We start from the raw sequence: 26,678 nt of genomic DNA, 5'->3' as shown, positions 1-26,678 counted from the left end.
CGCAGGTCTCAGAGTTTCAAACCGAGCCACGCGGCGTAGCTCGTCAGCGTCTCTGATTGCCGCCGTGCGGAACGGACGAGCGCCGAGACTGTTTCGCGGGCCATCGGGTGCCTCCGGGCTTGACCCGGCGCGACCGTGCGTGCGCGTTGCAGCTGCTTCAGCGCTTTCTCCGGTTGATTCAGCCAGCGGTACGCGCGGGCCATGTCCAGATGGTGATGCCCGATCCGGGTGGGAAGCCATCCGGTCGGGATCTGCAGCCCCCGGCCGGCTTCGACAGCCAGGCTGTGCTCGCCGAGAGCGCCGAAGGTCACCACGCGGTGGACTTGAACGTTGGCGGGCCCGAAGCCGAGCCAGAAGGTTTCCGGCTCTTCCCCCGTCAGCGCGGCGATCCGGGCTGCTTCCTCGAGGTGGCCCGTCATGGCGTCGCGGTCCCCGGTGCGAGCTGAGATCACCGACGCGCCGAGGTGCAGCTGTCCTCGAGCCACCAGTGCTCCCGGAGCGTCCTCCGCGTCGTCCAGGAGCGCTGCGCCTGCCTTGTTCAACCGCCAGCACGTCTCATAGTCCTCGTCTCGAAGGCATGCGGTCACCCGCAGGTATTCCCGGGCAGCGCGGAGGCCGGGCGCGCGAGCCCCGGCCTGCCGCGCGGCCCAATCCATTTTGCCGAGCGCGTTCACGGACAGCATGTTGTCTCCGACGGCGATCCCCGCCGAATGGCCGCAGCGAGTCGTCAGTGCGAGGAGCGCCCACGCTTCATGCCCGTCTCGCCCGGTACAGCTCTCGGCGGCGATGTGCAGCTCGGTGACGAGGGAGGGCAGCAGTGCGACCATCGGCTCGTACTGCGCGGCCTGCGCGAGCTGGTTGAGATACCGGACATCGGCCTGAAGCACGGCGAGCGGGCGCGGCGCGATAGCCGAGTCCGGCGGGAGATCGAGCAGATCCAACGCGGCACGGACAGGCGACAGCCGGGCGGCGAGTCCGTCGTCCTGCCGCTGCCACTCGAATCTGTTCCAGGCCAGCCTCTCGACGCGGATTCCGAGGGAGCCGGCGACCCGTCCGAGGAACTCGGGCGTCGGGACTTCCGCCTCGCGTTCCACCTTCGAGAGCATGCTCGTGCTGTAGCTGATCCTGCGTGCCAGAGCATGCTGCGTCAGGCCGGCAAGCTTCCGGGCCGCAGCGATCCGCCCACCGATTCCAGAGTCCACCAGAGTATCGTTCCGCAATTTCCCGATGCTTGGCCAGTGCTCTATTCGGGTTGCCATTTTATTGTCCCTTCCCGGGAGGGACGTGTCGTAACGTCGCGGCCGAGTGCAGGAAAGACGTCAGGGGCGACGCCCTCGTGTCGTCTCGAAGCAGAGGGGAAACAACATGACTTTCGCAGTCGACGACCTCACCTGCAAGGGGCTTGTCCCGGAAGCGCTGTTCGCTCGTCTCGTCGCCCGGACCGCGAAAGAGAACACGTGGTCGTGTGAATATGCAACGCGAGTCATGGACCAGGCGCTGGCTTTCCTCGCAGCCTGTGCGCGGACTGCCCGGCCGCTGGCTCCGAGCGACATTGTCGATATCGGGTGGCACGCGTTCATCTTTATACCCGTGACTACGCGGATTTCTGCGAGCGGATCTCGGGAGGATTCATCCATCACGTGCCTGATGACGAGGCCGGGGGCGGAGACGCGGTCCTCGCCGAGAAGATGAATCGCACGACGTCCGCGATTCAGGCGGCAGGTTTCGCCGTGGATCCCGAGCTGTGGTTTACTTCGGCCGCCAAGTGCGCGAAGTGCTCACAGTGCAAGAACGGATGCACCGACGATCCGCCGCCGCCGTCGTGCTGACGCGAAGGGAAGGCAATGTCCAGCCAAGCCTGGGAGGACATTCCTGCCACGGTGCGGCGGGCGGTCGAGAAGGAAACGGGAAAGGTTTCGAGCTCCGTTTCTCCGTCCGACGGACGGAACTCGGACTTTCTGGCGACGCTTCAGACCGAACGGGGACGCTGCTTCGTCAAGGGGGTCCTGAAGAGCTCCCGCCGTGAGCGGATGCAGCGGATCGAGGCCAAGGCGAACCCGGTCCTGCCGCATTCTGTCGCTCCGCGCCTTCTCTGGGAAGCCGAAGCAGACGGATGGTCCTTGCTGGGCTTCGAACATGTCGCGGGACGGCACGCGAACCTCGAGCCTGGCTCTCCCGACCTCCCGATGGTCGCCGACACCGCGGTCACGATGGCGCAAGCGCTGGCGCGATGTTCGCTCGACCTCCCGTCCGCCTCCGAGCAGTGGGCTTGGTCGAGTCCGTGGCGGCGGCTGTCGAAGCAGGCCGACGACAAACTGGACCGGTGGGATCGGCGGCATCTGGACGAACTCGTGGAGTGGGAGCGCCAGGGGATCGACTGGGTGCGCGGAGACAGTCTTGTGCACGGCGACCTTCATCCGCTGAACATCCTCGTAGCCGACCGGGCTCGGGTCGTCGACTGGGCCTGGTCGAGCCTCGGCGCGCCTTGGCTCGACGCGGCGTCGCTGGTCCTGCGGCTCGTCGCGGACGGCCACACCCCGGCGCAGGCCGAAGAGTGGGCTCGGCGGATTCCGGCCTATCGCGGCGCCCCGGACCAGGGAATCACTGCCTTCTCCGTGCTCGTGCTGGGCATGTGGACGTATCGGGATGCCTTTCCCCAGCTGACCGAGGTCGCCAGGCGCTACGTCCGGCATCGCCTGGCCCGGTGACCGCCTTCCGGGCAACCTGTCGGATGTCTGTCCGCACAAAACCGGCCAGATCTCTGTCATCCGGTTGACCTCGCCGCCCGCCAGCCGGAAAGGTCGGACAACACGAGGTCTGGGAGGCGGCGTGCGGTATTCAGTCGTGGCAGCGTTGGTGACGGCGGCGGTCGTCGGAGCGGGAACCGTTGCGGCGGCCGCTCCGCAGACGCCGCTCATAAGCGATCCGGCGGCGTACGTCGATCCGCTCGTCGGCACCGGGCGCGGCGGCACTTCGGTCGGCGAGATCAACAACTTCCCCGGGCCGGCCGCGCCGTTCGGGATGATGCAGTTTTCGCCGGACACCGACGGGTCGTATGCCGGCTACCAGTACCACAGCGACAAGATCCGCGGCTTCAGCCTCGACCACGCGTCGGTCGGCTGCAACGCGTTCGGCGACGTCCCGATTCTGCCGGTCACCGGCGACGTCGGCGCGAAGCCGTGGGACCGCGTGGAGCGGTTCACCCACGACGGAGAGCAGGCGGAACCCGGCTACTACGCCGTCACTTTTCCCGATTCCGGCGTGCGTACCGAGCTGACGGCGACCACGCGTACCGGGTTGGCGGCGTTTGCCTTCCCCGCCGGACAGAACGCACAGGTGCTCGTGAAGGGCGGCGCGAGTCTCGCGGGCAACTCCGCGGCCGGGCTCAGGATCACCGGCGACCGTGAGGTCAGCGGGCAGGCGACGACCGGCCACTTCTGCGGGAAGCCGAACACCTACACCGTCTACTACGACATCGTCTTCGACCGTCCGTTCACCGCGCACGGCACCTGGGACGGCAAAACCGTCCAGCCGGGCAGCGATCAGGTCGACGCGCCGAAAGCCGGGGCGTACCTGACGTTCGGCGACGCGGGCACAGTCCACGCGAAGGTGTCGATGTCCTATGTGGACGTTCAGGGCGCGAAGAAGAACATGGACTCCGGCTGGGACTTCTCCGCGATGCGCAAGAACACGAGAGACGCCTGGGGTGACGCTCTCGGCCGGATTCGCGTGGCGGGCAAGGATTCCGGGCAGCTCAAGACGTTCTACACCGCGCTCTACCACAGCCTGATGCACCCCAACACGTTCAACGACGTCGACGGCCGCTACCTCGGCTTCGACAACCGAGTCCGCACGCTCCCGGCCGGGCATTCGCACTATGCCAACTTCTCCGACTGGGATACCTATCGCTCGCTCGCGCCCTTGCACGGCATGCTCTTCCCGAAGGAAGCCAGCGACATGGCGCAGTCGCTGACCAACGACGCGGTCCAGGGCGGCTGGTGGCCGCGCTGGCCGATGGCCAACGGCTACACCGGGCAGATGACCGGCGACAGCTCGGTCGCGCTGCTGTCCAGCCTCTACGCCTTCGGCGCGCGCGACTTCGACGTCAAGACCGCGCTGAAGTACCTGGTCAAGGGCGCGACCTCGGTGGACGAAACGCCGGGCGCGTACCAGGAACGCCGGGGGATCGCGGACTATCTCGCGCGCGGCTATCTGCCGAACAACGACGCCTCCCGAGGCGACCACGCGCGCGTCGGCGCCTCGATCACGCTGGAATGGGCGATCGACGACTTCGCCATCTCGCAGTTCGCGGGCGCGATCGGCGACCGCGGCGTCGCCCGCGACTTCGCGAAACGCGGTCAGAACTGGCAGCACCTGTTCAACCCGGCCACCGGCTACCTCCAGCCGCGCGGCCAGGACGGACGCTTCCCGGACGGTCCTGCGTACCAGCCGCCCGCGCCCGGCACCTTCGGCCAGGACGGCTTCGACGAGGGCAACGCCGCGCAGTACACCTGGCTCGTGCCGCAGGACACGGCCGGGCTGGTGACCGCGATGGGAGGTCCGGCCGCGGTGTCCGCGCGGCTCGACACGTTCTTCCAGAAGCTCAACGTCGGCCCGAACGAGCCGTACATGTGGGCGGGCAACGAGCCCGACTTCGGCGTGCCCTGGCTGTACAACCACGTCGGCCAGCCGTGGAAGACGCAGGAGGTGGTGCGCCGGATCGCGACCACGCTGTTCAGCGCGACCCCGGACGGCGAACCCGGCAACGACGACCTCGGCGCGCAGTCGTCCTGGTACGTCTGGGCCGCGCTGGGGCTGTACCCGTCGACTCCGGGCACGCCGGATCTCACCGTGCACAGCCCGCTGTTCGAGCGCGCGGTGCTGACGCTGCCGGGCGGCCGCACCCTGGACCTTCGCGCGCCGGGCGCGTCGACGACCACGCAGTACGTCCACGGTCTGGCGCTCGACGGGCACCAGTGGGATCGGACGTCGCTGCCGCGGGATCTGGCGCGCAACGGCGGGCGGCTCGATTTCGCGCTGTCCGCGCAGCCGGACCGGAACTGGGCCGCGAACACGCAGCCACCGTCCTATCGGGACGGTGAGGAGCCGTACGTCGCCTCGGTGGCCAACCAGGTCACCGTCGAACCGGGCGGCTCCGGCACCGTCGCGGTGAACGGCCAGCGGCTTGGCGGACACCTGCGCTCGCTGAACATCGCGACGTCGGCGCCGGCCGGGATCAGCGTGTCCGGCTCGCGCTCGGTGTGGCTCGACGACCGCACCGGAAGCGGGAAAACCGAACTGACCGTGACGGCTGCGGCGGGAACGAAGGCGGGTTACTACGAAGTGCCCGTAATGTTGCGCGGAGCCGGACATTCGGTTTCTTCCTCGGTAATTGTGTTGGTCGCGCCGAAGGGAAGCCTGGCCGGCTCGTTCGGCAATGTCGGGATTTCGGATGACGGCGACGGCGGTTCGGCGAATTTCGACGGCGCCGGAAACAGCTATTCCCGGAAAGCGCTGTCCGACGCCGGTCTCGCTCCGGGCTCGACCGGACACGCAGCGGGTACGACGTTCGTGTGGCCCGCTGCGCCGTCCGGTCGCCCGGACAACGCGGTGGCGTCCGGGCAGAAGCTCGATCTAGGTGGAACTTCAGCCAGTCGCCTGCTTTTCGTCGGCTCCGCGACGAACGGCGACCACCGGGGGAGCGCGACCGTGGCGTTCACCGACGGCACGACCGCGACCGCCGATCTTTCGTTCGGTGACTGGGTGTTGCCGGGAGGAAATACCGAACCAGTGTTCGGCAATACGCTCGTGGCCCGTACCGCGCACCGGAATCAGCCTGGCGGCCAGGGAATCGGCGCCTCGGTTTATGCCACCGCGCCGCTGGAAATCCCGGCAGGCAAGAAGATCGCGACGGTGACGCTTCCGGCCGATCCGGACCTCCACGTTTTCGCCCTCGGCCTCGGGTGAGCTTGTCAAGCAGGATTCCCACGGTGTGATCTATTCGCGGGTTCCGGAATTTCTCGGCCGTCTTCTTCGTAGGTGCTCAAGTGCTCACGACGAAGGGGAGTGGCGTGAACGAAACACGCGAAGCGCCGACCGCCGGGAGCCAGCTGAAGCTGGTGCTCGTGCTGGGCGTTCTGGTGGCACTGGGGCCGCTGTCCATCGACATGTATCTGCCGGCCCTGCCGGACATCACCCGCGAACTGTCGACGACGGAGTCGACGATCCAGCTGACCCTCACCGGAACGGTGCTGGGGCTCGGGCTCGGCCAGCTGATCGCCGGCCCGCTTTCGGACGCGATGGGGCGGCGCATCCCGCTCGTCGCGGGAAGTGCGATCCACGTGCTCGCGTCGCTGCTGTGCTTGGTGGCTCCGACGGTCGAGCTGCTGAGCGCGGCCCGCGTGCTGCAGGGGCTGGGCGCCTCGGCCGGCGCGGTGCTGGCGCTGGCCGTGGTGCGCGATCTCTACACCGATCGCGCCGCGGCGAAACTGCTGTCCAAGCTCATCCTGGTGATGGGCGTTTCCCCGGTTCTGGCGCCGACGCTCGGCAGCGCGCTGCTGGCGTGGACGCACTGGCGCGGGGTGTTCGTGGCGCTCGCCGCGATCGGGCTGGCGAGCGGGGTCGCGGCGGCGCTCGTGCTGCCGGAGACGCTGCCGCCGGCGCGGCGGCAGCCGTTCCGGTTCCGGTCGACCGTGCGGTCCTACCGGAGCCTGTTCGCCGACCGCTCGTTCGTCGGGCTGGTCCTGGTGGCCGGGTTCGCGATGGCCGGGCTGTTCGCGTTCGTCAGCGGCGGGTCGTTCGTGTTCCAGCAGCAGTTCGGGCTGGACCAGCAGCAGTTCGGCCTGATGTTCGGGGCGAGCGCGGTGTGGCTGATCGCCGCGACGCAGATCAACGCCCGGCTGATGAACCGGTTCGAACCGCACCAGGTGCTGCTCGCGGCGAGCGTTGCCGCGGCGGCCTCGGCGGCGGTGCTGCTGGCGACCGCGCTGACCGGCTTCGGCGGCATGTTCGGCGTCGCGGTGCCGGTGTGGGCGGTGCTGTTCTTCGCCGGGCTGATCCTGCCGAACGCGCCCGCGGTCGCGCTCGACGCGCACGGGAACAACGCCGGAACGGCGGCGTCGCTGCTGGGCGCGGTGCAGTTCGGCGTCGGCGCGGCGGTGTCGCCGGTGGTCGGCCTGCTGGGCAACAACGCGGCCGCGATGGCCACGGTGATGTTCGGCGGGCTGGTGGTGTCCGGGCTGGTGCTGTGGCTGATCGCGCGGCCGTGGCAGGGCCGGGCGGCCGAGCAGGACGAAACGGTCGACGTCCGGGTGCCGGTGGCGGTCGACTAGGGCCGGGGGGCTCGTGAGCGGCGATGCCGGTTTCCCGGCGTCGCCGCTCACGCGGTCACATGCTGCGGAGCACCGAGACGACCACGCCGAGCACCGTGGCCCGGTCGCCGTCGATCACGTCGTAGGCCGGGTTGCGGGGCTCGAGGTAAACGTGCCCGTTGCGGCGGCGGTAGACCTTGACCGTCGCCTCCTCGTCGATCATCGCGGCGACGATCTGCCCCGAATGCGCCTCGGGCTGCTGCTTCACCACCACGATGTCGCCGTCGCAGATCGCCGCGTCGACCATCGAATCGCCGCGCACGCGAAGCCCGAAAACGGTGCCGCGGCCGGTGAGCCCGCGCGGCAGCTGCATGACGTCGTCCACGTGCTCCATCGCGGAGATCGGCGTGCCGGCCGCGATGTCGCCGACCACCGGCACCGGCACGGAGTCGCCGCCGTCGCGCGAGGGGATGTCGCGGAGGAAGGCGCGCACGTCGATCGGCCGCGACATCGTCGAGCTGCGGCGCAGGAAACCCTTGTCCTCCAGTGCGGCGAGATGCTTCGAGACCGAGGACGTCGACCGCAATCCGACCGCTTCGCCGATCTCGCGCGTGCTCGGCGAGTACCCGTGCTGGCCCACCCAGTCCCGGATGGTGGCGAGGATGTGCTGCTGCCGCTCGGGCAGGGCCGAAGCGTCGAGGTGGTCGAAGACGTCGTCGTAGGCGGTCACGGGCCGATCGTAGAGGGCGTCCGGGCCGGTCGCGGGGACCGGGGGCGTTGTTCCGGCAGTTGTTCCACTGTGGACTGTGGATGCGCTTGGCAGAGTATTCCCTCCGGAGGGTGACGGAGGGGACCGGGGATGACTCAGCCGGTGGTGCGGCCGAAGGTGACGGGAATCGGCATCGCGGTGGCGGTGTTCCTCGCGCTGCTGGAGGTTTACGCGGCATGTGGGGGATGATCTTCGCGCGGCGGCAGCCGATCGGGCGGATATTGCTCTGGGCCGCGCCGGTGCAGCTGCTGTGCGCGCTCGTCCTGGTGATCTTGTTCCATTCCTGGTGGGACAGCGCCGCGTTCGGCGTGATGACTGTCCTGGCGGCGGTGCTGTGGCTGCCCGGGGTGTCGGCGAAGACGCCTCCGCCCGCGGGATACGGAATGCCTTACGGGGCACCGGTTCCGGGGATGCCGCAGTATCCGGGACAGGTTCCGATGGGGGAGCAGTACCCAGGACAGCCGTATCCGCAGCCGGGGCCGGTTCTGCCGCAGTATCCGCCGCAGTACGGCGCTCCGGGAATGCCGCAGCAGTACCCGCAGCAGCAGCCTTATCCTCAGCAGCCGATGCCGGGGCAATGGCCTGCCTCAGGTCCGCCGCAGCAGAACTGGCCGGGCCAGTGATCACTGCCCGGCGAAATGCCGCTGCTCGTCGGTGACCTCGGCGAGCACCCGCTTGAACTCCGCGTACTCGCCCCGTCCGAGCCGCTGCGCGTGCCGGTCCTCGATCCCGGCGAGAACGCGGGCCGAGGCCGCGATCATGGCCTGTCCGCGTTCGGTCGGGCAGACGAGTTTCGCGCGCCGGTCGGCCGGGTCGGGGCGGCGTTCGACGTAGCCGAGCGTTTCGAGTTCGTCGACCATCGTGCCGATGACCTGCTTGCGCCGTCCGGACAGCCGGGACAGCTCCGTCGCGCGCGCACCGTCCGGGCCGAGGTAGGCGAGCACCGCGCCGTGCCGGGGGCTCAGGTCGCCGAAGCCTTCGGCGGCCAGCTCGGTGAACAGTTCCCGCTGCACCGCGAACAGCAACCGCCCGGCGAGCATCCCGAGGTCGGGACGGGCGGGCACTCGGGAGTCGGGCACGGCGAAGATCGTAGCCCCCGGCCGGATACGGGTCAGGACCGCCGGGGCAGCACGCAGAATTCGTTGTCTTCAGGGTCTTTCAGCACGATCCAGTGGTCGTTTTCCGGATCTTCCACGACTTTCGCGCCGAGCGTCACGAGGCGGGCCACCTCGTCGCGCTGTTCCACCGTATCCGGCGCGATGTCAAGGTGCAGCCGGTTCTTGACCGTCTTCCCCTCGGGCACCGGCTGGAACAGCAGCGACGGCCGGTCCGGGGCTTTCAGCTCGACGTAGCCGAGCCCGTGGCTGTCCGGCCACTTCTCGGCGGGCGGATAGCCCAGCGCTTCCCGCCAGAATTCGGCGAGCGCCTCGGCGTCTCGGCAGTCGACGGCGACGGCGATCAGGTGGCTGCTCATGACCGGTGGCTACCCGCGATCCGGCCCGGGTACTCATCTGTCCATAGTGGACATCAGTGCGGGTGGGCGAGAAGGGCGCCGAGACCGGGTCCGGCGGCCGGTCGGCCGAGCAGGGTGAGGCAGTGCCAGAGCGTCACTTGGGTAGCGGTGAGCACGGGCTTGCCCGCGCGCTTTTCGAGTTCGGCGAGCAGCGGCGCGGTGTGCAGGGCGGTCTCCGGGACCAGGACGGCTTGGGCGTCCGAGGAGCCCGCGGAATCGACGAGGCCCCGGATGCGGTCGCTGTCCCAGGCGGCCAGGTCGCGGTCCGAACCGGCGTCGGCCGACACGGCGTGCACGGTGGCGATGTCTTCCTCGGCCAGGAACGCCGCGAACTCGTCGGTGATTTCGGGCGCGTACACCGAGGCGAGCGCGACTCGCTCCAGCCCGAGCCGGTGCGCCGCCGCGAGGAACGCCAGCGACGTGCTGCTCGCCGGGACGTCCAGCGCCTTCGTCAGCGCGTCGGTCTGCGTCTTGGCCACGGCGACGCCGTCGAGGAAGCTGCAGCTCGTGCACGCCCAGCTGACCACCCGCGGGGACGTCGTGAAGGCCGCCGCAGCCTGGACCAGCCGGTCCGGTTCGCTCAGCTCGCGCACGGCGGCCTGGACGTTCTCCCGCTCGACGGTGCGGCGGGCCCAGGGCACGTAGGCGAACTCCACGCCTGGCCGGGCGTCCAGGCATCCGGCCAGTGCGGTGAAGTCGTCTTCGGCGCAATCGCGAGTGGGATACAGCAGACCGATCATCTCGGGCAGTGTCGCACTCGTTCGCTTCGGCGGCAGAACTTCAGGAGCCGGGACCGGAGTAGATCTCCGCGGCGGGCGGGGCCTGGGCCGGGCGGGGCTCGCCCAAGTCGAGGTCCATCGCGCCGTCCTTCGGGGACTCGTACCGCATCAGGGAGTAGGTCGTTCCGAAGCGCCCGAGGTAGATCGTCTTGCTGCCGTTCCGGTACCGCACCGCCGGAGTGCCCGCCAGGTCGACGGGTTCGCCCGCGGAGTAACCGGGCTGGCCGAGATCGTCGGTGGCGGCGCCGAGGAAGGCATCGCAGTCCAGGAGGCGCTTCAATTTCGCGCCGCGACCGTGCATCAGCGGAGCGTCCACCGACAACCACTTGCCGTCCATCTTCGACAGGGCTCCGGCGGGCAGTCCGGCGATCTTGGCCAGCGCGTCGGTGACTTTGATCCACATCTTGTCGCCGACTCGCACGAGCGACACCGCCGCGCCGTCCTTCTCGATCGAGCCGCCCGCACTGTCGTGGTTGAGCTGCAGGTCGACCGTGATGCCCTCGGCGCTCGTGCCCTTGACGTGGACAGCCCTGGCCATGCCCAGCTCGTCCGCGACGGTGTCGCCGACCGTCGCGGCGTCGGGCGGCGCGTCGAACGGCTTGACCGGCGAACTCGCGGCCGAGCCGGCGAGCGACGGGGCGGGAGCGCCGCCGGAGCCGGAGCAGGCGGCGCACACGAGCACAGCTGCGATTGCGCCGCAGCGCAGGAGAAAACGTTTGTGGACCGGGCGAATCATGCGGTTTCCGTTCGGGACAGGCCCGGGACACCCCCGGGCGCATCCGCTTATCGCCTGGTCCGGCGGTCCGTTACGGCGCGCCGGTTCCCGTCATGGATTCGTGCCGCGTGGTCCACAGTGGACGAAGGCCTCGCGCTCCCGAGCGGCGCGGGAACGCGAGGCCGTCCGATCAGGAGCCGGGGCCGGAGTAGATCTCCGCGGCGGGCGGGGCCTGGGCCGGGACGGGCTGGTCCCAGCCGCTGAACTCCATGGTGCCTTCCGACGGGGATTCCAGCCGCAGCAAGCGGTGCGAGCCGGCAGCCTCGAGGAAGATCGTCCGGCTGCCGTTCTTGTACCGCAGCGCCGGGGCGCCCGCGACGTCGGCGGGTTCGCCCGCGGAGTAGCCGGGCTTGGCGGCGTCGTCGGCCATGGAACCGACGAAGACGTCGTAGTCCAGGAACAGCTTGAAGGCCTCGCCGAGGCCCTGGCCGAGCTGGGAGTCGAGCGACACCCACTTGTCGTTCACCATCGCGGCGGCCTCGGCGGGCAGGCGGGCCTCCTTGGTCAGCGACTTGCTGAACCGCATCCAGACCTTGTCGCCGACGCGCCGCACCGGGACCTCGACGCCGTCCTTCTCGATCGAGCCGCTCACGCTGTCCTTGTTGAACTGCATGTCGACCTTCATCTTGCCGTCTTCGCTCTTCGAGCCCTTGACGTGGACCGCGGTCGACTTCTTCATCGCGGCCTTGACGGTTTCGCCGACGGTCGCGGCGTCGGGCGGGGCGGCGGACGGCGCGGCCGGCGAGCTCGCGGCCGGGCTGGCGGCGGCGGGCGGCTGCGCGGCGTTTCCGCCGGAGCCGGAGCAGGCGGTGCACGCGAGCGCGGCGGCGGCCGCGACGGCGCCGCAGCGCAGGAGGAGACGGTTCGAGACCGGGCGAATCATGCGATTTCCGTTCGGGACAGGCCCAGGACACCCCCGGGCTCATCCGGTTATCGCCCGGTCCGGAGGTTTGTTACGGCTTGCCCGATTCCGTCATGTATTCGTGACCTCGGTCCACTGTGGACGGACCAGGGATCAGCTGGCGGCGCGGGTGGTGGCGTAACCGGGGTGCGGCAGCCGTTGCGGGCGGCCGTTCGGGTGGTACTCGAAGTGCCACCATTCGTTGTCGTACACGCGATACAGGCCGAACCGTCCACCGTGGACTTCGAGCCACTGCGCGCCTTCGTACGGCCGGACGTCGAGCGCGACGCCTTGCACGTGCTGCGATTGCGCGGGCGGGAGCGTGAGGTGCAGGGCGAGTTCGTGCGAACCGGCGCGCTGCACTTCGGCGTGGAACAGGTCGGCCTGCGTGGCGGCGTCGCGGTGGCCGGACGTCAGGCCGAGCAGGATTCCGTGCCGCCACAAGGCTTCGGTGCGCGCCGCGGTGAACGCGGCGTACGTGCCGGGCGTGAGCCCGGAGAGGTTTTCGGCCGGATAGCGGGCCCCCAGCGCCCACTGGCACGCGACGTGCCGCGCCCGGCCCCGCGCGACCACCCACGCGACGGGCACGAAAAGCGCCGCGAGCACGTGGGTGACCACTCGGTAGATTCCGGTCACTGCAAGGCCTTCACGACCGCGGCCGCGGCCTGCGCGATCAGTTTGTCGTCGGTCTTCGCGTCTTTCTTCGCGTGGTCGGACAGCACGGCGAGCACGATCGGCGCGCGGTTCGGCGGCCACACCACGGCGATGTCGTTGCGCGTGGCGTAATCGGCGGACCCGGTCTTGTCCGCGACCTGCCAGTCCGCGGGCACGCCGGCGCGGATCACGTTCGCGCCGGTGGTGTTGGCGCGCATGATCTTGGCGAGCACGGCCTGCTTGTCCGCCGGGAGTCCCGAGTCGAGCGCGACGGCGCGCAGGTCCTTGGCCCAGACTCGCGGGGTGGTCGTGTCCCGGACGTCACCAGGGCTCGTCTCGTTGAGAGCGGGCTCGATGCGGTCCACGTGGGTGACCGTATCCCCCAGCCTGCGGACCTCCGCCGCCAGCCCGGCGGGACCGCCGATTTCGCGGAACATGACGTTATCCGCTGTGTTGTCGCTGTAACGCAGCGCAGCGTCGAGGACGCTCAGTAACGACATTGGCTCCCCGATGTGCTTCTCCGTAATCGGGGAGTTGGGCACGAGATCGCTTTGCCGAATCGTGACCGTCCGGTTGAGATCGTCCCCTCGGTGCAGGATGGCTGCCGCGGTGAACACCTTGTGCGTTGATGCGTAGGCGAAGCGGTCGTCGGCGTGATAAGCGACCTCGCGGCCGTCGCCGGTGTCGATCGCGTAGACGCCGAGCCGGGCGTCGAAAGCCTTTTCCAGCGCGGCGAAATCCGGCTGGACGACAGTCTTGGCCGCGGCCGGCGAGGCGGGCGGCGCGGTGGCGACCGGTGGTGCTGGTGTGGCACACGAGGCTAGCGCGACCAATGCGAACGAGGCCAGGGTCAGCCTGCGGAACACGGGGTTCTCCCTCCGAAGTCGATCAACTCCCCAGCAGCGTGCCCCTGGCCGGTTCATGCGGTCCAAGACACTTCTGTGCGAGATGATGCGAATCTGGCATAAGCTCTGGTCGTGGACCTGGTCGGCTGCTGCAAAGCGTTCGTGAGCGTGACCGAGGCGGGGAGCTTCACCGGGGGCGCGGCGATCGCGCAGATCCCGCAGCCGGTGGCGTCCCGCCGGATCGCCGCGCTCGAGCGGCACCTGGGGGAGCGGCTTTTCGACCGGTCGACGCGGCGCGCGCGGCTCACGCCGTTCGGGCGGGACCTGCTGCCGTCCGCGCAACGCCTGGTCCGGCTCGCCGAGGCGATGGAACACGACGCTCAGCGCGCGCGCCGGCGGCCGTTGCGGCTGGCGGTCCCGGACACGTCGACCACTCGCGATCTCGCCGAACTCGAGGCGCAGGCGCGGACGGTCGAGGTGTTCCTGGAGTTTCGCGTCGCCGGGCCGGTCGAGCGGGCGGAGCTGGTCCGGACGCAGGAGGTGCGGGCCGCGCTCGTCGCGGTGCCGCCGGAGGACGGGGTGTGGACGGTGCCGCTCGGGCTGGCGAGCGAGGCCGAGCCGGACGAAGCCGTGGTGCACCTGGAAACCCTGCGCGCGGGCCGGGCGGCCGGAGCGCGCCGCCGGGTGTGGGTGCAGCCGGAGGACGACGTGCCGCATGTCCGCGACCGGGTGTTCCGCGCGCGGGACGCGGCGGGGCTGCTGCCCGCGCAGGTCGAGGTCGCGGCGACGCTGACGACGGCCGCGGCGAGCGTGATCGGGTCGGCGGATCTGCTGCTGTGCTCGGCGGATCAGGCGCGGGAGCTGGGGCTGGCGTGGCGTCCGGCGGGCGGCGTCCGGCTCGCGCGCGGGTACGACGTGGCGGCCGGGCTGGGCGATGACGTCGACCGGGTGCGGGCACCGCTGCGGACGGCGATCGCCCGCTGTCTCGGCGCGAGCGTTGCGGCAGACTGACGCCGTGAACACTGAGGCGCTGCTGGCGCGGCTGCGGGACGAACTCGACGAAGGCGGGCTGCGCGGTTCGTTCCTCGTCCGGGATCTCGGGTCCGGCCGCGAGATCGGGATCGAGCCCGATCTCGAGTTCGCGACCGCGTCGCTGGTCAAGGTCCCGCTCGTGGCGGTGACACAGGACCGGATCCGGCGCGGCGAGCTGGACGGCGCGCGGCAGGTGGAGATCGAACCCGACCGCATCGACACCGCGGGGCCGACCGGGCTGTCGCGCTTCCGCCATCCGGCGCGGGTGGCGGTGGCCGATCTGATGTACCTGGCTTCCTCGATCAGCGACAGCGCCGCCGCCGACGAACTGTTCGCGCTCACCTCGCCCGCGGAGGTCACGCGGACGGTGCGGGACTGGGGCATCACCGGCATCTCGGTGCGGCATTCGGTGCGGGAGCTGAGCGACACGCCGGTGGAACGATTCGCCGCGGCCGACGTGCATCTCGCGCACTCGCTCGCGATCGGCGCGGTGACCGAGGGACAAGGGCATCCGGTGCGGCAGCTGGACGTTTCGCGCGCGAGTTCCGGTTCGGCCCGCGCGTTCGCCGACCTGCTGACCGCGCTGTGGACGCCCTCGAAGATCGATCCGGACGTGTCGGCGCGGGTGCGCGAGCTGATGGGCGACAACCTGCTGCGGCAACGGCTCGCGCCGGATTTCGCGTCGGATTCGGCCAAGTGGTCCTCGAAAACGGGGACGCTGCTGAATTTGCGGCACGAGATCGGGGTGGTGGAGCACGCGGACGGCCAGTCGTTCGCGGTCGCGGCGCTGACCGAATCCCGGGTGCCCGCGGCGGTTCAGCCGGAGGCGGAGATGCTGATGACGCGGGTCGCGCGGGCGTTGCGGGACCATTTGCGGGCTCGCGGATAGGCGGGTCCGGCCGGATCCGCCCTCGCGACGAATCCGGCCGGTTCCGCGTCAGGCCAGGCCCAGCAGCGTGAGGATGAGAACGATTCCGTGCGTCTGCATTTCCGCGCACCTCCCTCCCGGATCCGGGCACGGAAAATCCCGGCCGCGAAATGACGTGATTTCGCGGTTTTCGGTTTTCCGTGATTCTCGGCGAACCGCCCGGAACGAGCGGCGTGCACCCAGAATGCGGTCCGGGAACGAGAGCGGACAAGGGGTTTCCTGTTTCCTCGAAAGCAGGAAACAGCGCCGTCGAGCGTCCGTGAGGGGAACCCCGAGGGACGCTGATTCCCCCAGGGTTCCCCTCGCGGACTTGGCCCGGGCGGTCAGCGCAGGGTGGGATTTCCCCAGGCCAGCGCGGCCGGGCGAGTCGTGCGGGCGGCCGGGCCCGCGGGGGAGACGCCCGCCGCCGGGCGGCGGATCTCCAGGCGCAGCCGCCGGACGCCGGTGACGTCGAGTTCGGTGTGCCGCGGGCTGCCGAACGCGGAATGGTCGAGGTGGCGGATTTCGCCGTCGAGCCGGATGCAGAAAAGGCCGGTCTGGAAAGCCGCGTCTTCGGCGTCGTCAAGCACGCCGGCGACGGCGGTGAAATGCGCGTACGCGCCGCCGAGGTCGATTTCCGCGAACGCCCACGCCCCGGAAGTCGGCCCGGCCGTGCGGAAAACGACGCTGTGCTCGTAGCCGATCCCGTCGATCCGCGCCGAGCCGGCCGTGATGTCCGCGCTCTTCTCGCGCCAGGGAAGCTCGGTCGCCAGGACCGGTCCGGCCGCGGAATCCGGTGCCCCGCGCCATATCCCGCGCACCGGGCGTTCGTTCTGGCTGCGTCCGGTGATCGCGGAGACCATCCCGGCCACGCCGTCGTCGGTGAATGCCGAAATCCGGAAATGCGTGGTGGAATACGGGGTGAGAAACGCCGGGATGTCTTCGACGGAAGCGCCCGGCAGCACCACCGGCAGGATGCGGCGGGTCTCGCGCTCCAGGTCGCGGGTGAGCGCGTCGCGCATGATCCGCGCCTCGAACTGGGAGCCGCGGCCCTCGTCGAAGGGAGCCTCGCCGTCCGCGCGCCGCTGGTAGTTCGGCGAGGCGACCACCAAGACGAAATCGGCGGCGCGGATGTTCCGGATCGCCCAGGCGGACCAGTCGAGCCGGGAGGCGTCGTCCCATTGGTCCAGCCGGACGTCGAGCCCGATCCGGGCGCGGAGGAAGGTAGCGAAGGTCCCGACCTGCCGGTAGTGCTCGGCGGCGGTGTCGTGGGCGTAGCTGATGAAGATCCGGGGTGCGGCGGGGGCGGACATCGGGCTCCTCGAATTCCGGCGGCGGCGACCGGTCCAGTTTCGGGTCCGGTTCGCGGGTCCCGCCCGCGGGCGCGGGTTTTCGGCCACAAAGTGTCCAGAATCTGTCCCTTGTCCGGGCGTGCGCCAAAGGTATCGTCGGGGCCGAGGTCGGATCGCCAGGACGCGGAAATCGACGGGGAGCGCTGCCCAGGTGTACCACTATGACGTTTTCATCAGTTATCTGCGGACCGCCGATCCGATCGCCCGGTGGGTGCGCAACCATTTCCAGCCGAGGCTGCGCGAACTGCTCGACGGGAACCTCGACCGGGAGGTCCGGGTGTTCTTCGACGGTTCGGTCCGGGTCGGCGACCGCTGGCCGGACGAACTGCGCAACGCGTTGCAGCGCACCAGGATTCTCGTCCCCGTCGCGTCCGGGCAGTACTTCTACAACGAATGGTGCCTCGCCGAATGGGCGTCGATGGCACACCGGGAGAAACTCGCCGGCGGCGACCGTCCGGCCACGCTGATCTATCCGGTGATCTACGCCGATTCGAAGAATTTCCCGCCGTTCGCGCATCAGCGCCGGTGGCAGAACCTGACCGACTGGAACCATCCGTACGAGCATTTCCAGGTTTCGCCCAAGTACATCGGTTTCCACGACAAAATGAACGAGATCGCCGCGGAGGTGGAGGAATTGATCAGCGCCGCTCCTCCGTGGCAGTCGGACTGGCCCGTGCTCACCCCGGTGCCGGACGACCCGCCGACCTCCCGCGTCCCGAAGTTCTGAACCGATGACCGGCACGGTGATCACGTTCTACTCGTTCAAGGGCGGTGTCGGCCGCAGTTTCGCGCTGGCCAACATCGCCGTGCTGCTCGCGCGCTGGGGGCACCGCGTGCTGTGCGTCGACTGGGACCTCGAAGCGCCCGGCCTGAGCGACTACTTCCGCCCGATGCTGGACCGCGAACCGGACGGCGGCGTGGTGGACCTGGTGGCCGACTTCCGGGCCGGAACTGTCCAGCCGGACCGGCACATCCTCCGGCTGGCCGCGGGCGACAACACGCCGGGGACCCTGGATTTCCTCGCCGCAGGCCGCGACAGTCTCGACTATCCCGCGCAGGTGCAGGGAATCGACTGGGAAAGCCTGTACGACAACCGGTTCGGCGCGTATCTCGAAAAGTGCCGGGAGCACTGGACCTCGAACTACGACTACATTCTCCTCGACAGCCGCACCGGAATCTCCGACGTCGGCGGCATTTGCGCGGCGCATCTGCCGGACCGGCTCGTCGTCCTCTACACCGCGAACCGGCAAAGCGTCCGCGGCGCGGTCGACATCGCGAAACGGGCCAACGCCGCCCGCAACGCCCTGCCGTACGACCGTCCGCAGCTGCCGGTGCTGCCGGTGCTCTCGCGGTTCGACACGCGCGAGGAGTACGACCGCTCGGAGAAATGGCGGAAGTTCTGCGTCGAGGAGACCGAAAGCCTGTTCGAACCCTGGCTGGACCAGGACGTCGCGCCGGAAACGATGGCCCGGCACCTGACTCTGCCGTACGTGTCGTACTGGACCTTCGGCGAGCAGCTTCCGGTGCTGCACGAGGAAAGTCCCGGCGCGGACCAGGTCGGCTTCGCGCTCGAAACGGTCGCCGCGGTGATCGCGCATTCCTTCGACCGCACCGAGTTGCTGGAGGAGAACCGCGACGCCTACGTGGCCGCGGTGCGCCCGCAGAAGGAGGATTTCGCTTACGACATCCAGGTGAGCATGCCGCGCTCGAACCTGACCGCGTCCAGGGCGGTGGCGGAAGAACTCGAAAAACTCGGGATCCAGGTAGGGAAATCGCTGTCCGGCGACCGCTCCCGGCTCGGCCGCGCGGAAGCCGAAGCGCAGCACCTGTGCCTGGTGATCGACGGCAAGGCGAGCCGGTGGCAATCCGCGGAGGCGGAACTGTTCCTGCACCGCACGCTGGGCCACGACCGCAAGCTGATCCTGGTGCTCACCGAGGGCACCGACCCGCGCGACCTGTCCGGCTATCTCGGCAGCGTGCGGTACCTGCGACTCGGCCCGGCGACCGGCCCGGCGAAGGTCGCGCGCAGCCTCGCCGACGAGATCGGCGCCGGCCGGTCACTGGTCGACACCGGCCAGTCCGATCTGGTTTCCCTTCTGCGGCAAGCGGTGCATGCCCGGCTCCGGCCGGGACTGTGGGACCTCGTCGACGATCTCGCCAGCGAAATGCCGGCCGCGGTCGGAGCCGGGGACAGCGTGCGCGCGCAAGAACTCGGCGCGGACCTGGCCGTGCTGCTGCGCCCGCGCCGCGACGACGACGGCGCGGTGCCGCCGCCGCAACGGGTCCGCAACGCCTTGGCGTGGGCCCAGCGAGTGCTCGACGTGCGGGTGAACGGCTAGACCCGCTCGACCCCAGAACGCCCCGCCCGCGCCCGCGGCCGGGATGCCCCGAGGAAGGACGGCGGATGCACGAAAGACTGAGCCACAAGCAGTCCGCGGCGATGATCGCGCTGATGGTGCACGGCCGGGAGATGTCGAACCCGGACCTGCGCAGAACCGCGGGCTTCGCGCTTGACGGAAGGGACCGGCTGAAGCTCAACGAAAAGTACGTCAGCAGCAAGAAATCCGGCCGCGCGTTCGTGCACCAGCTCACCGACGACGGCTGGGAATGGTGCGAGGAGGAACTCGCCGCGCTGTCCCCGCCGCAACCGGTGCGGAGCACGTTGACTGTGGTGGCTTATCAAGCGCTGCACGGGTTTTTCGAGTATCTGCGGTTGCACAAGGTTTCGCTGAAGGAGGTGTTCGCGGGCAGCGACGCTCCGCAGGCGGCGGACTTGGAAGAACTGATCCGGACGGCGTACCGGAAACTCGCCCGCTCGCCCCGCGACTGGGTCGGCCTGGCTGATCTGCGCCCGTTGCTGGGCGACGCGGCGGTTGCCGAGGTCGACGCGGTGCTCAAGCAGCTGAGCCGGACCGGCCAGGCGCATCTGGTGCCCGAGTCCAACCGCAAGGCGCTCACCTCCGAGGACAAGGAGGCGGCCGTGCGCATCGGCGGTGAGGACAATCATCTGCTTTCCATCGAGGTGTCATGATCGAACACCTGGCGGTATTGGCGACCCTGCGGTTCGACTGGGCGGACACTCCTGACCACGTGTGGCGGGATTCCCCGTACCATGTGGACGGTCTGCACCCCGACGTGATGGCCGCGATCGACGTAGGCATCCGCGACGCCGCGGCGAGCGACGGGCCGAGCCCCATCGGACTGGTCATGCAGGGCATGAAGGGGGTCGGCAAAACCCATCTGCTCGGCATGGTGCGGCGGGCGGCACACCGGGCGGGCGGCTACTTCTTCCTCGACGATCTCACCGCGGGCGACGCTTTCTGGGAGGACACCGCCGACGCCCTGCGGCGAGGCCTGCTGCGCTCGGACGATTCGGCGGAACCTCAGGTGCGCAGCTTCGTGCGCCGGGTGTGCGAGCGCGGCGACGTGCCGTGGGAAAGCACTTCGGCGCTGATCAGCGGACGCGGACTGAGCCGGTCGCACGTCGACGCGTTCCTGATCGGACTGCGGAAACTGGACCGGCAGGTCGCGGTCGAATGCGCGGACACCGCCCGCGCACTGGTGCTGTACGCCGCCGAAGACCTGACACAGAACGAGGTCGGCGACGATTACCTCGGCCGCTTCGAGGAATCGAGATCCGGGGCCCGGCGCAAGTGGGGGATCAGGGCGAAGCCGAAATCCGCCTCGGACCAGGTGCACGACATCACCCGGCTGCTCGCGCTCACCGGGCCGGTCGTGATCGGCGTCGACCAGCTCGACACGTTGCTGGCCGTTTCCGATCTGCAGGCGAAGGAGGTCGGCCGCCGCGAGGACAACAACCTGCTCGTCGCCCAGATCGCCGACGGGCTGATGGAACTGCGCGAGATCACCCGGCGGACGCTCACCGTGCTCGCCTGCCTGCCCGCGACCTGGCAGCAGATCAAGGGGAAAGCCGCGGACACGGTGCCCGACCGGTTCCGGGAAACGCTCACGCTCGGCCGGGTGCTGGACGCCGAGGTCGGCAGGCAGCTGGTGGAACGGCGGCTGGGTTTCGCTTACGCGACAATGGATTTCACCCCGCCGCACCAAACCTGGCCAGTCGCGGCCTCGGCCTTCGACGGGCCGTGGGAGGAGAACACGCCGCGGGAGATCCTCAAGCGGATCGGTTCGCACATCGACGCCTGCGTACGAGCGGAACGCGTGCAGGAGTTGACCACGTTCAATCCGGACACGCCCGCGGTGCTGCCCGCGCGCCCAGAGCCGAAGCCCGACCGCTTCACCGAACTCGACGCGTGGTTCGACCAGCTCCGCGCGGACGCGGACCCGTCGGCGCTGCTCGACCACAAGGTCGAGGACGAGGTGATGCCCCGGCTGCTGTCGGCCGCGCTGCGCGGCTGGATCACCGAGGTCGGCGACGACGAGATGGAATGGGACACCCGCGTCAGCGAAGACGAACTCCACGCCTGGCTCACCCACACCCTCGACGAGGCCTCGGATCTCGAAGAACACTGGGCGTTCCGCGCGATCTCGGCGAAGAACCCGATCGCCGTGCTCAGCCGCTTCCGGAAGGCCCGTTCGGCGGCGGGACTGCGGGCAGGCGCGGGGAACCGGCATCTGGTGCTGATCCGGAACTCCTCGTGGTCCAAAGGGGAGAAGACCCAAGCCGAGCTCCGGGCCTTCGAAGCCGCGGGAGGGAAGCGGCTCAAGATGTCCGAAGCGGACGTCCGGACGTTCTGGGCGCTGGACGAGATGTTCGTCAAGGGCGGCCCGGACGTCCACGAGTGGCTCATCGACCGCAGGCCCGCCCGGCGTTCCCAGCTGCTGTCCGGGGTCCTGCCCGATGCCGTCCCTCGTCCCGACGGCGCCGCGGACGCGACCAGTCCGCCGGAGGTCCCGGGACCCGCAGCTCAGCGGCCCGCGAACCCGGTACCGGCAAAGCAGGCACCTGCATCCCAGGCACCCGCATCCCAGCGACGGGCAACCCCCGCACCCGCATCCCAAGGACCGGCAAACCCGCCACCCCAGTCCCCGCGGCCTGCGAACCCCGCACCCCAACCGTCCCTCTTCCCCCAACCCGCCCCGCCACCAGCGCAAACTCCGCGATCCCACCGCACCGGAAGCGCCCAAGCCCCCCGTTCCGACGGAACCCACCCGCCCCCGGACGGCACCCTCGCCCTCGGCACCGAAACCGGCTCCGGCAAGCCCGTCCGCATCGAACTCTCCGCTCTGCGCAAGCACGCCGCGGTCTTCGCCGGTTCCGGGTCGGGGAAAACCGTGCTCCTGCGCCGGATCATCGAGGAATGCGCGCTGCTCGGCGTCTCGTCCATCGTGCTGGATCCCAACAACGACCTCGCCCGCCTAGGCGACGCTTGGCCGAGCCCGCCGAGCGGCTGGGGACCCGAAGACGCCGAACTCGCCGAGCGCTACCTCGAAGGCACCGACGTCGTCGTGTGGACGCCGGGCCGGGCCACCGGACGTCCGCTGGGGTTCGAGCCGCTGCCGGATTTCGCCGGGGTGCTCGACGACGAGGACGAGTTCTCCGCGGCGGTCGAGGTGGCGGTAGCCGCCCTCGCGCCGCAAGCCCGGCTCACCGGCAGCACCGCGAAGGCCGACATCGGCTTGGCCGTGCTGCGGCAGACGATCGTGCACCACGCCCGCACCGGCTCGCGAAGCCTGCCGGAGCTGATCGACGTCCTCGGAGATCTGCCCGAGGGAGTCACGAATCTCAACGACGGCAGGAAAATCGCCGCGGAAGTCGCCGAGCTGCTCAAGGCCGCGATGGTGAACGACCCGCTGTTCGCCGGAACCGGAACGCCCGTGGATCCGGCGTTGCTGCTCACCCCGAAAAGCGGCAAGCGGGCGCGGATCTCGGTGATCAGCTTCGCCGGGCTGCCGTCCGAGGCGCAGCGGCAGAGTTTCGTGAACCAGCTGCAGATGGAGCTGTTCGCGTGGATCAAGCGGAATCCGGCGGGGGACCGGCCGCTGGGGGCGCTGTTCGTGATGGACGAGGCGCAGACGCTCGCGGCGTCGGGCTCGCTCACCGCGAGCACGCGCAGCACGATCGTGCTGGCCGCGCAGGCCAGGAAGTACGGGCTGGGGCTGCTGTTCGCGACGCAGGCGCCGAAGGGCCTGCACAACCAGATCGCCGGCAACGCGACGACGCAGTTCTTCGGGCGGCTCAACAGCCCGGCGCAGATCGCCGCGGCGAACGAGATGGCGCGGGCGAAAGGGAGCCCGGTGGCGGACATCTCGCGGCTGGAGCGGGCCCAGTTCTACGTGTCCGGCGAGGCGTTCGGATTCCGGCGGGTGTCGACGCCGCTGTGCCTGAGCCACCATCCGGCGAGCCCGCTGCGCCTCGAGGAGGTGCTCGCGCGGGCCAGGGCGGGGGAGGGAAAAGGGGAGGGATGAAACGGCGGCCCGGGCCCGGGGATCCGTCCGGGCCCGGGCCGTCCGCGGATCAGACGCCCGCGACCGACTGGATCCAGTCGCGGTACTGGGTGACGTTGATGTAGGCGGTGTAGGACTGGCGGTCGCTGGTGGAGGCGACGCCGACCTGCTTGCCGTTGGCGTACATCGGGCCGCCGGAGTCGCCGCCGGCGGTGATGCCGTCGCCGCGGTTCGCGCACACCGACACGCCGGCCGCGCCGTCCGGGCAGTCGACCGAGGTGACCTGGACGTTCGCCACCTTCAGCACCTGCGACTGGCAGTTGATCTCCGGCTGGTCGGTGCAGGTCGCGCCCCAGCCGTAGACCTGCGCGGTGTCGCCGACGTTGACGTCGCTCGCGGTGCCGAGCGGCGCGTACTCGGTCTGCACCTTCTGGTCGATCTGGACCAGCGAGATGTCGGCGTCGGGGGAGTCGTGCACCGACGTCGCGGAGACCTCGGTGCCCTGGGTCTGGTCGAGGCTGCCGACGTGGAAGGTGATCTGCTTGCCGCCCGCGCCCTGGGTGCAGTGGCGGGCGGTGAGGATCCAGTCGGGCGCGATGATCGTGGCCGAGCAGAGTTCCTGGCCGCCGGCGAACATGCGGGCGGCGGCGTGCAGGGAGTCGGCGGTGCTGCCGTCGATGATGGCGGGCTGGGCGGGAGCGGCCGCGGCCGGGGAGGCCGCGGCGACGGCGGCGAAAGCCAAGCCGGACAGGACTGCGGCGGTACGCGCGATTCGCACTGGTGATCATCTCCGGTGGGTACGGGGAGCGAATGGTCAGGTACTGACCCACCGTCGTGAATGTCGGTAAATGACGGAACCCGCCGAAGGTCGGGCTGACACAGTTCCCGACTTTCGTCGTAGGACGAGCGGAGCAGCCGCCGTTCGCGGTGTGCGGACGTGGACTGTGAGCGCGGTCACCATGCCTTGAGGTCCAGAATGGTGTCGGGTGGACGAGCGGGCGCGACGGGCCCCGCCTGGACAGGGAGCGCAGCACGCGGATGGAAGCCGGCTCACAGGGAACGGCGCGGCTGAAGTCGTCGTACCGCTACGACGACCTCGACGTGCTCACGCTGCTGCTGGCGGGGGAACTCGACGCCGGCACCGCGCTGGTGGTGGTGCGCGCGGTGACGTTCGCGCTGGCTAAGCGCCCGATGGCGCTGGTGCTGGACCTGACCGGGCTGACGCAGCTGAGCGACGCGGGCGTCCACGTCCTGCGGGCCGCGCAGGACCGCGCGGCCGCCGAGGGCGTGGTGCTGCGGCTGCTCGCGCACCCCTCCGGAGAGGCGGGCCGCCGGCTCGCCGAAACCGGCATGACCGGCGTGTTCGACATCTATCCGGACCGCACGGCAGTCCGCGTGGAGACCGACCGGATCGCGTTCCTGCGCCGGATGAAACGGCGTCTCGACGCGGGCTGAGCCGGTCCGGATCCGGTCGTTTCGGGCCCGCCCGCACCGGCGAGGTGGCCCGAGCGGGTGAACTTCGGAGATTTTTTCGCGAGTGGTCCAGACCACCTTGGAGGATGTTGCGAGTTCACGCGAGCAGCGCTTCGGCCAGCCCCTGTTCCTGGATCGACTCCCGCAGCTTCGCCAGCGCGCGGCATTGCGTCACCCGGACGTTGCCCGGCGAGATCCCCAGCGCCTTCGCCGTTTCGGCCGAAGTCAGGCCGACGACCACGCGCAGCGTCAGGATTTCCTGTTGCAGCTTCGGCATCCCGGCCAGCAGCCTGCCCAGCGACGCGCCGAGGTCGGCGGTCAGCGTGTGCGATTCCGGGCCCTCGCGCAGATCCGGGTTCTCCGGGACGTCGGACACCGGCCGCGAGCGGTCGCGCGAAACCGCGCGGAAGGCGTCGGCCACCTTGTTCGCGGCGATCGCGCGCACCAGGTGCAGGAAGGATCCGCCGCGGTCCTCGTAGCCGGCGACCGCCTGCAGGACCGCGATGCACACTTCCTGCGCGACGTCGTCGGCCGACAGGTACGACAGGTCGCGTCCGCCGATGCGCGCCCGGCAGTACCGCGCGATCACCGGTTTCAGCAGCGCCAGCAGTTCCGGAGCCGCGCCGGGGACGCCGTCGCGAGCCGCGCGGACCACGGTTTCCAGGCGCTCGGACAGCCCGGAAGGGCGCGGCAGCGCGGCGAGCGGGACGTAGCCTTCGGCCGGTTCGGGCACGGTGGCGGTGGGCATAGGGGTCGTTCCTTTCCTACGGGCGGCCGCGGTGGTCTCGCCCGCTCGATCCGGGAGTCGGCGGTCCGGCCCCGGATGTTGCGCATGCGCGGGTGTTGTCCAGCTTCTGTCCGTTGCGCGGCAACGAGTTCCGCGCGGACCTGGACAGATCTTGGACAGCTTCGCCCCGCCGGTAGCGCGTCCGGGCACGGCGGCGATCCCGGTGCGGTCGGAGAATTGTCCCGATCGGGAAGGGGAATCGCGATGATCACGCACTGACCGCGGCCGCGGGCCCGGCCGGCGCAGGAGGTTCAGCCGGCCGGGTCCCACCGGATGCCATAGGCGAAGCCGGGCGCGAGATGGTCGAACCGCAGGTGCACCTCGCCCGAACCGTCCGGGCTCACCACGTCTCCGCGTGCGCCCAGATCGCGTGCGTCGTCTTGAAACACGCGGTCCAGCCGCACGATTTCGGTCGGCGGCGCGGCCGGGAAGCGCACGTGCAGGTCGAACCGGTCGACCGGATGGCGCGGCACGCACACGTAGTGCGGATGCCGGAATTCCGCGCGGAAGCGCAGCGCGAGGTCGTGCGTTTTCCCGCGCGGCAACGGCTCGGCCAGCTGCAGCGCCAGCCCGACCCGGTCGTTCGACTCCATCGCGCGGCGCACGAGCGTGCCGCCGTGGAAGACGTCGACGTCCAGGTCGCTTTCCCGCACCGGCCCGGAGGTCGCGGACGTGGTGGTGAGGGTGAGCGCGAGGTCCAGTTCGGCGATCTCGTCGGCGTCGGCGACGATCCGGCGGAACTCGAACACCTCCGGCCGCTCCTGGTCCAGGGCGAGGGACACGCGCAGCAGTTCGGTGTGCCAGCTGCCGTCGGGCGCGGGCCGCCGGTCGCCCTCGCGCGGGCCGGCGAGCGCGAGATGCGCGACGTGCTCGATGCCCTCGTCGATGCGCCGCCGGATCGTGCGGTCGTCGCGGTCCAGCTCGCGCGCGGCCCAGTGCACCCGCTCCTGGTAGAACGGCTTGCGCGCCGGTTCGTGCATCGCGAACGCGGCGAGCACGGCGATCCGGAGGTCGTCCGGGAGCGTCTTGGCCAGCGGTTCCAGCACGTGCGCGAGGCGGTCGCGGATCTCGACGTTTTCCGCGTGGTCGGGAATCCCGCAGACCTCGCGCAGGACCGGGCCGACCCGAATCCCGAGCGGAGTGGTGAATACGCCGCGCCCCTTCCGGAGAACTTTCAATTCCGCGACCAAGTCCGCCGCGTTCGGTTCCACCCGT

Annotated in this window: 25 protein-coding genes; 12 read left to right on the top strand and 13 right to left on the bottom strand. The window is 69.9% G+C overall.

Annotated features, from left to right (window positions below; all coding sequences use genetic code 11):
• Nucleotides 1-8 precede the first annotated feature (8 nt).
• The gene (locus tag ACZ7OI_RS12295; RefSeq protein WP_470264231.1) at nt 9-1,259 is read right to left on the bottom strand and encodes a helix-turn-helix domain-containing protein; all 1,251 of its coding nucleotides are present in this window, start codon (nt 1,257-1,259) and stop codon (nt 9-11) included.
• A gap of 381 nt (nt 1,260-1,640) precedes the next feature.
• Between ACZ7OI_RS12295 and ACZ7OI_RS12290 the strand changes: the two genes are divergently transcribed.
• The 4 genes from ACZ7OI_RS12290 (at nt 1,641) to ACZ7OI_RS12275 (ending at nt 7,331) form a co-directional block, all read left to right on the top strand.
• A complete protein-coding gene (locus ACZ7OI_RS12290; protein WP_470264230.1) occupies nt 1,641-1,829 on the top strand; it encodes a hypothetical protein in 189 nt (62 codons plus the stop codon).
• Between the two features lie 201 nt (nt 1,830-2,030).
• Complete coding sequence (locus ACZ7OI_RS12285; protein WP_470264229.1) at nt 2,031-2,708, top strand: phosphotransferase family protein; 678 nt, start codon at nt 2,031-2,033, stop codon at nt 2,706-2,708.
• 121 nt (nt 2,709-2,829) lie between these two features.
• Nucleotides 2,830-5,967 carry a GH92 family glycosyl hydrolase gene (locus tag ACZ7OI_RS12280; protein WP_470264228.1) on the top strand — a complete coding sequence of 1,046 codons (3,138 nt, stop codon included), beginning with the start codon at nt 2,830-2,832 and terminating at the stop codon, nt 5,965-5,967.
• Between the two features lie 104 nt (nt 5,968-6,071).
• Nucleotides 6,072-7,331, top strand: coding sequence for a Bcr/CflA family multidrug efflux MFS transporter (locus ACZ7OI_RS12275; RefSeq protein ID WP_470264227.1), 1,260 nt, complete (start codon nt 6,072-6,074; stop codon nt 7,329-7,331).
• Nucleotides 7,332-7,386: 55 nt separating this feature from the next.
• Here the strand turns inward: ACZ7OI_RS12275 and lexA are convergent, their stop codons facing one another.
• Complete coding sequence (lexA, locus tag ACZ7OI_RS12270; RefSeq protein ID WP_470264226.1) at nt 7,387-8,040, bottom strand: transcriptional repressor LexA; 654 nt, start codon at nt 8,038-8,040, stop codon at nt 7,387-7,389.
• A gap of 215 nt (nt 8,041-8,255) precedes the next feature.
• Between lexA and ACZ7OI_RS12265 the strand changes: the two genes are divergently transcribed.
• Nucleotides 8,256-8,702, top strand: a complete 447-nt coding sequence (locus ACZ7OI_RS12265) for a hypothetical protein (RefSeq protein WP_470264225.1) — start codon at nt 8,256-8,258, stop codon at nt 8,700-8,702.
• On the opposite strand, the gene ACZ7OI_RS12260 is transcribed toward ACZ7OI_RS12265, so the two are convergent.
• From ACZ7OI_RS12260 to bla, 7 genes are all read right to left on the bottom strand, one after another.
• Nucleotides 8,703-9,158 (bottom strand): MarR family winged helix-turn-helix transcriptional regulator, encoded by a 456-nt coding sequence (locus ACZ7OI_RS12260; RefSeq protein WP_470264224.1) that lies wholly within the window; start codon nt 9,156-9,158, stop codon nt 8,703-8,705. It lies immediately after the preceding gene.
• Between the two features lie 32 nt (nt 9,159-9,190).
• Entirely contained in the window at nt 9,191-9,553 is a 363-nt protein-coding gene (locus tag ACZ7OI_RS12255; protein ID WP_470264223.1) for a VOC family protein, read from the bottom strand.
• Nucleotides 9,554-9,606: 53 nt separating this feature from the next.
• Nucleotides 9,607-10,332: a maleate cis-trans isomerase family protein gene (locus tag ACZ7OI_RS12250; protein ID WP_470264222.1), complete on the bottom strand. Its 726-nt coding sequence runs from the start codon at nt 10,330-10,332 to the stop codon at nt 9,607-9,609.
• Between the two features lie 40 nt (nt 10,333-10,372).
• Complete coding sequence (locus tag ACZ7OI_RS12245; protein ID WP_470264221.1) at nt 10,373-11,107, bottom strand: hypothetical protein; 735 nt, start codon at nt 11,105-11,107, stop codon at nt 10,373-10,375.
• Between the two features lie 169 nt (nt 11,108-11,276).
• A complete protein-coding gene (locus ACZ7OI_RS12240; RefSeq protein WP_470264220.1) occupies nt 11,277-12,029 on the bottom strand; it encodes a hypothetical protein in 753 nt (250 codons plus the stop codon).
• 132 nt (nt 12,030-12,161) lie between these two features.
• The gene (locus ACZ7OI_RS12235) at nt 12,162-12,683 is read right to left on the bottom strand and encodes a D-alanyl-D-alanine carboxypeptidase family protein (RefSeq protein WP_470264219.1); all 522 of its coding nucleotides are present in this window, start codon (nt 12,681-12,683) and stop codon (nt 12,162-12,164) included.
• Entirely contained in the window at nt 12,680-13,567 is an 888-nt protein-coding gene (gene bla, locus ACZ7OI_RS12230; protein ID WP_470264218.1) for a class A beta-lactamase, read from the bottom strand. The genes ACZ7OI_RS12235 and bla overlap by 4 nt, the downstream gene beginning before the upstream one ends.
• A gap of 105 nt (nt 13,568-13,672) precedes the next feature.
• On the opposite strand from bla, the gene ACZ7OI_RS12225 reads away from it, so the two are divergent.
• Nucleotides 13,673-14,557: a LysR family transcriptional regulator gene (locus ACZ7OI_RS12225; RefSeq protein ID WP_470264322.1), complete on the top strand. Its 885-nt coding sequence runs from the start codon at nt 13,673-13,675 to the stop codon at nt 14,555-14,557.
• Between the two features lie 4 nt (nt 14,558-14,561).
• Entirely contained in the window at nt 14,562-15,467 is a 906-nt protein-coding gene (locus ACZ7OI_RS12220) for a serine hydrolase (protein WP_470264217.1), read from the top strand.
• 362 nt (nt 15,468-15,829) lie between these two features.
• On the opposite strand, the gene ACZ7OI_RS12215 is transcribed toward ACZ7OI_RS12220, so the two are convergent.
• On the bottom strand, nt 15,830-16,798 hold the full coding sequence (locus tag ACZ7OI_RS12215) for an SEFIR domain-containing protein (protein ID WP_470264216.1): 969 nt from the start codon (nt 16,796-16,798) through the stop codon (nt 15,830-15,832).
• Between the two features lie 190 nt (nt 16,799-16,988).
• Between ACZ7OI_RS12215 and ACZ7OI_RS12210 the strand changes: the two genes are divergently transcribed.
• The 4 genes from ACZ7OI_RS12210 to ACZ7OI_RS12195 all read left to right on the top strand — a co-directional run bounded on the left by ACZ7OI_RS12210 (nt 16,989) and on the right by ACZ7OI_RS12195 (nt 23,224).
• Nucleotides 16,989-17,564: a toll/interleukin-1 receptor domain-containing protein gene (locus ACZ7OI_RS12210; protein WP_470264215.1), complete on the top strand. Its 576-nt coding sequence runs from the start codon at nt 16,989-16,991 to the stop codon at nt 17,562-17,564.
• A 4-nt stretch (nt 17,565-17,568) separates the two neighbouring features.
• Nucleotides 17,569-19,176 (top strand): KGGVGR-motif variant AAA ATPase, encoded by a 1,608-nt coding sequence (locus ACZ7OI_RS12205; protein ID WP_470264214.1) that lies wholly within the window; start codon nt 17,569-17,571, stop codon nt 19,174-19,176.
• Between the two features lie 65 nt (nt 19,177-19,241).
• Complete coding sequence (locus tag ACZ7OI_RS12200; protein ID WP_470264213.1) at nt 19,242-19,868, top strand: hypothetical protein; 627 nt, start codon at nt 19,242-19,244, stop codon at nt 19,866-19,868.
• Complete coding sequence (locus ACZ7OI_RS12195) at nt 19,865-23,224, top strand: ATP-binding protein (protein ID WP_470264212.1); 3,360 nt, start codon at nt 19,865-19,867, stop codon at nt 23,222-23,224. Before ACZ7OI_RS12200 ends, ACZ7OI_RS12195 begins: the two co-directional genes overlap by 4 nt.
• A gap of 49 nt (nt 23,225-23,273) precedes the next feature.
• On the opposite strand, the gene ACZ7OI_RS12190 is transcribed toward ACZ7OI_RS12195, so the two are convergent.
• Nucleotides 23,274-23,981, bottom strand: coding sequence for a S1 family peptidase (locus tag ACZ7OI_RS12190; RefSeq protein WP_470264211.1), 708 nt, complete (start codon nt 23,979-23,981; stop codon nt 23,274-23,276).
• A gap of 260 nt (nt 23,982-24,241) precedes the next feature.
• Between ACZ7OI_RS12190 and ACZ7OI_RS12185 the strand changes: the two genes are divergently transcribed.
• Nucleotides 24,242-24,658: an STAS domain-containing protein gene (locus ACZ7OI_RS12185; protein ID WP_470264210.1), complete on the top strand. Its 417-nt coding sequence runs from the start codon at nt 24,242-24,244 to the stop codon at nt 24,656-24,658.
• 115 nt (nt 24,659-24,773) lie between these two features.
• Here the strand turns inward: ACZ7OI_RS12185 and shbA are convergent, their stop codons facing one another.
• Entirely contained in the window at nt 24,774-25,424 is a 651-nt protein-coding gene (shbA, locus tag ACZ7OI_RS12180) for an RNA polymerase sigma factor ShbA (protein WP_470264209.1), read from the bottom strand.
• A gap of 290 nt (nt 25,425-25,714) precedes the next feature.
• The gene (locus ACZ7OI_RS12175; protein ID WP_470264208.1) at nt 25,715-26,674 is read right to left on the bottom strand and encodes a hypothetical protein; all 960 of its coding nucleotides are present in this window, start codon (nt 26,672-26,674) and stop codon (nt 25,715-25,717) included.
• Between the last annotated feature and the right edge of the window lie 4 nt (nt 26,675-26,678).

It is taken from the genome of Amycolatopsis sp. NPDC114503, from assembly GCF_055633655.1.
The sequence above is the reverse complement of the archived record's forward strand: the minus strand, read 5'-3'. Positions and strand labels throughout refer to the sequence as shown.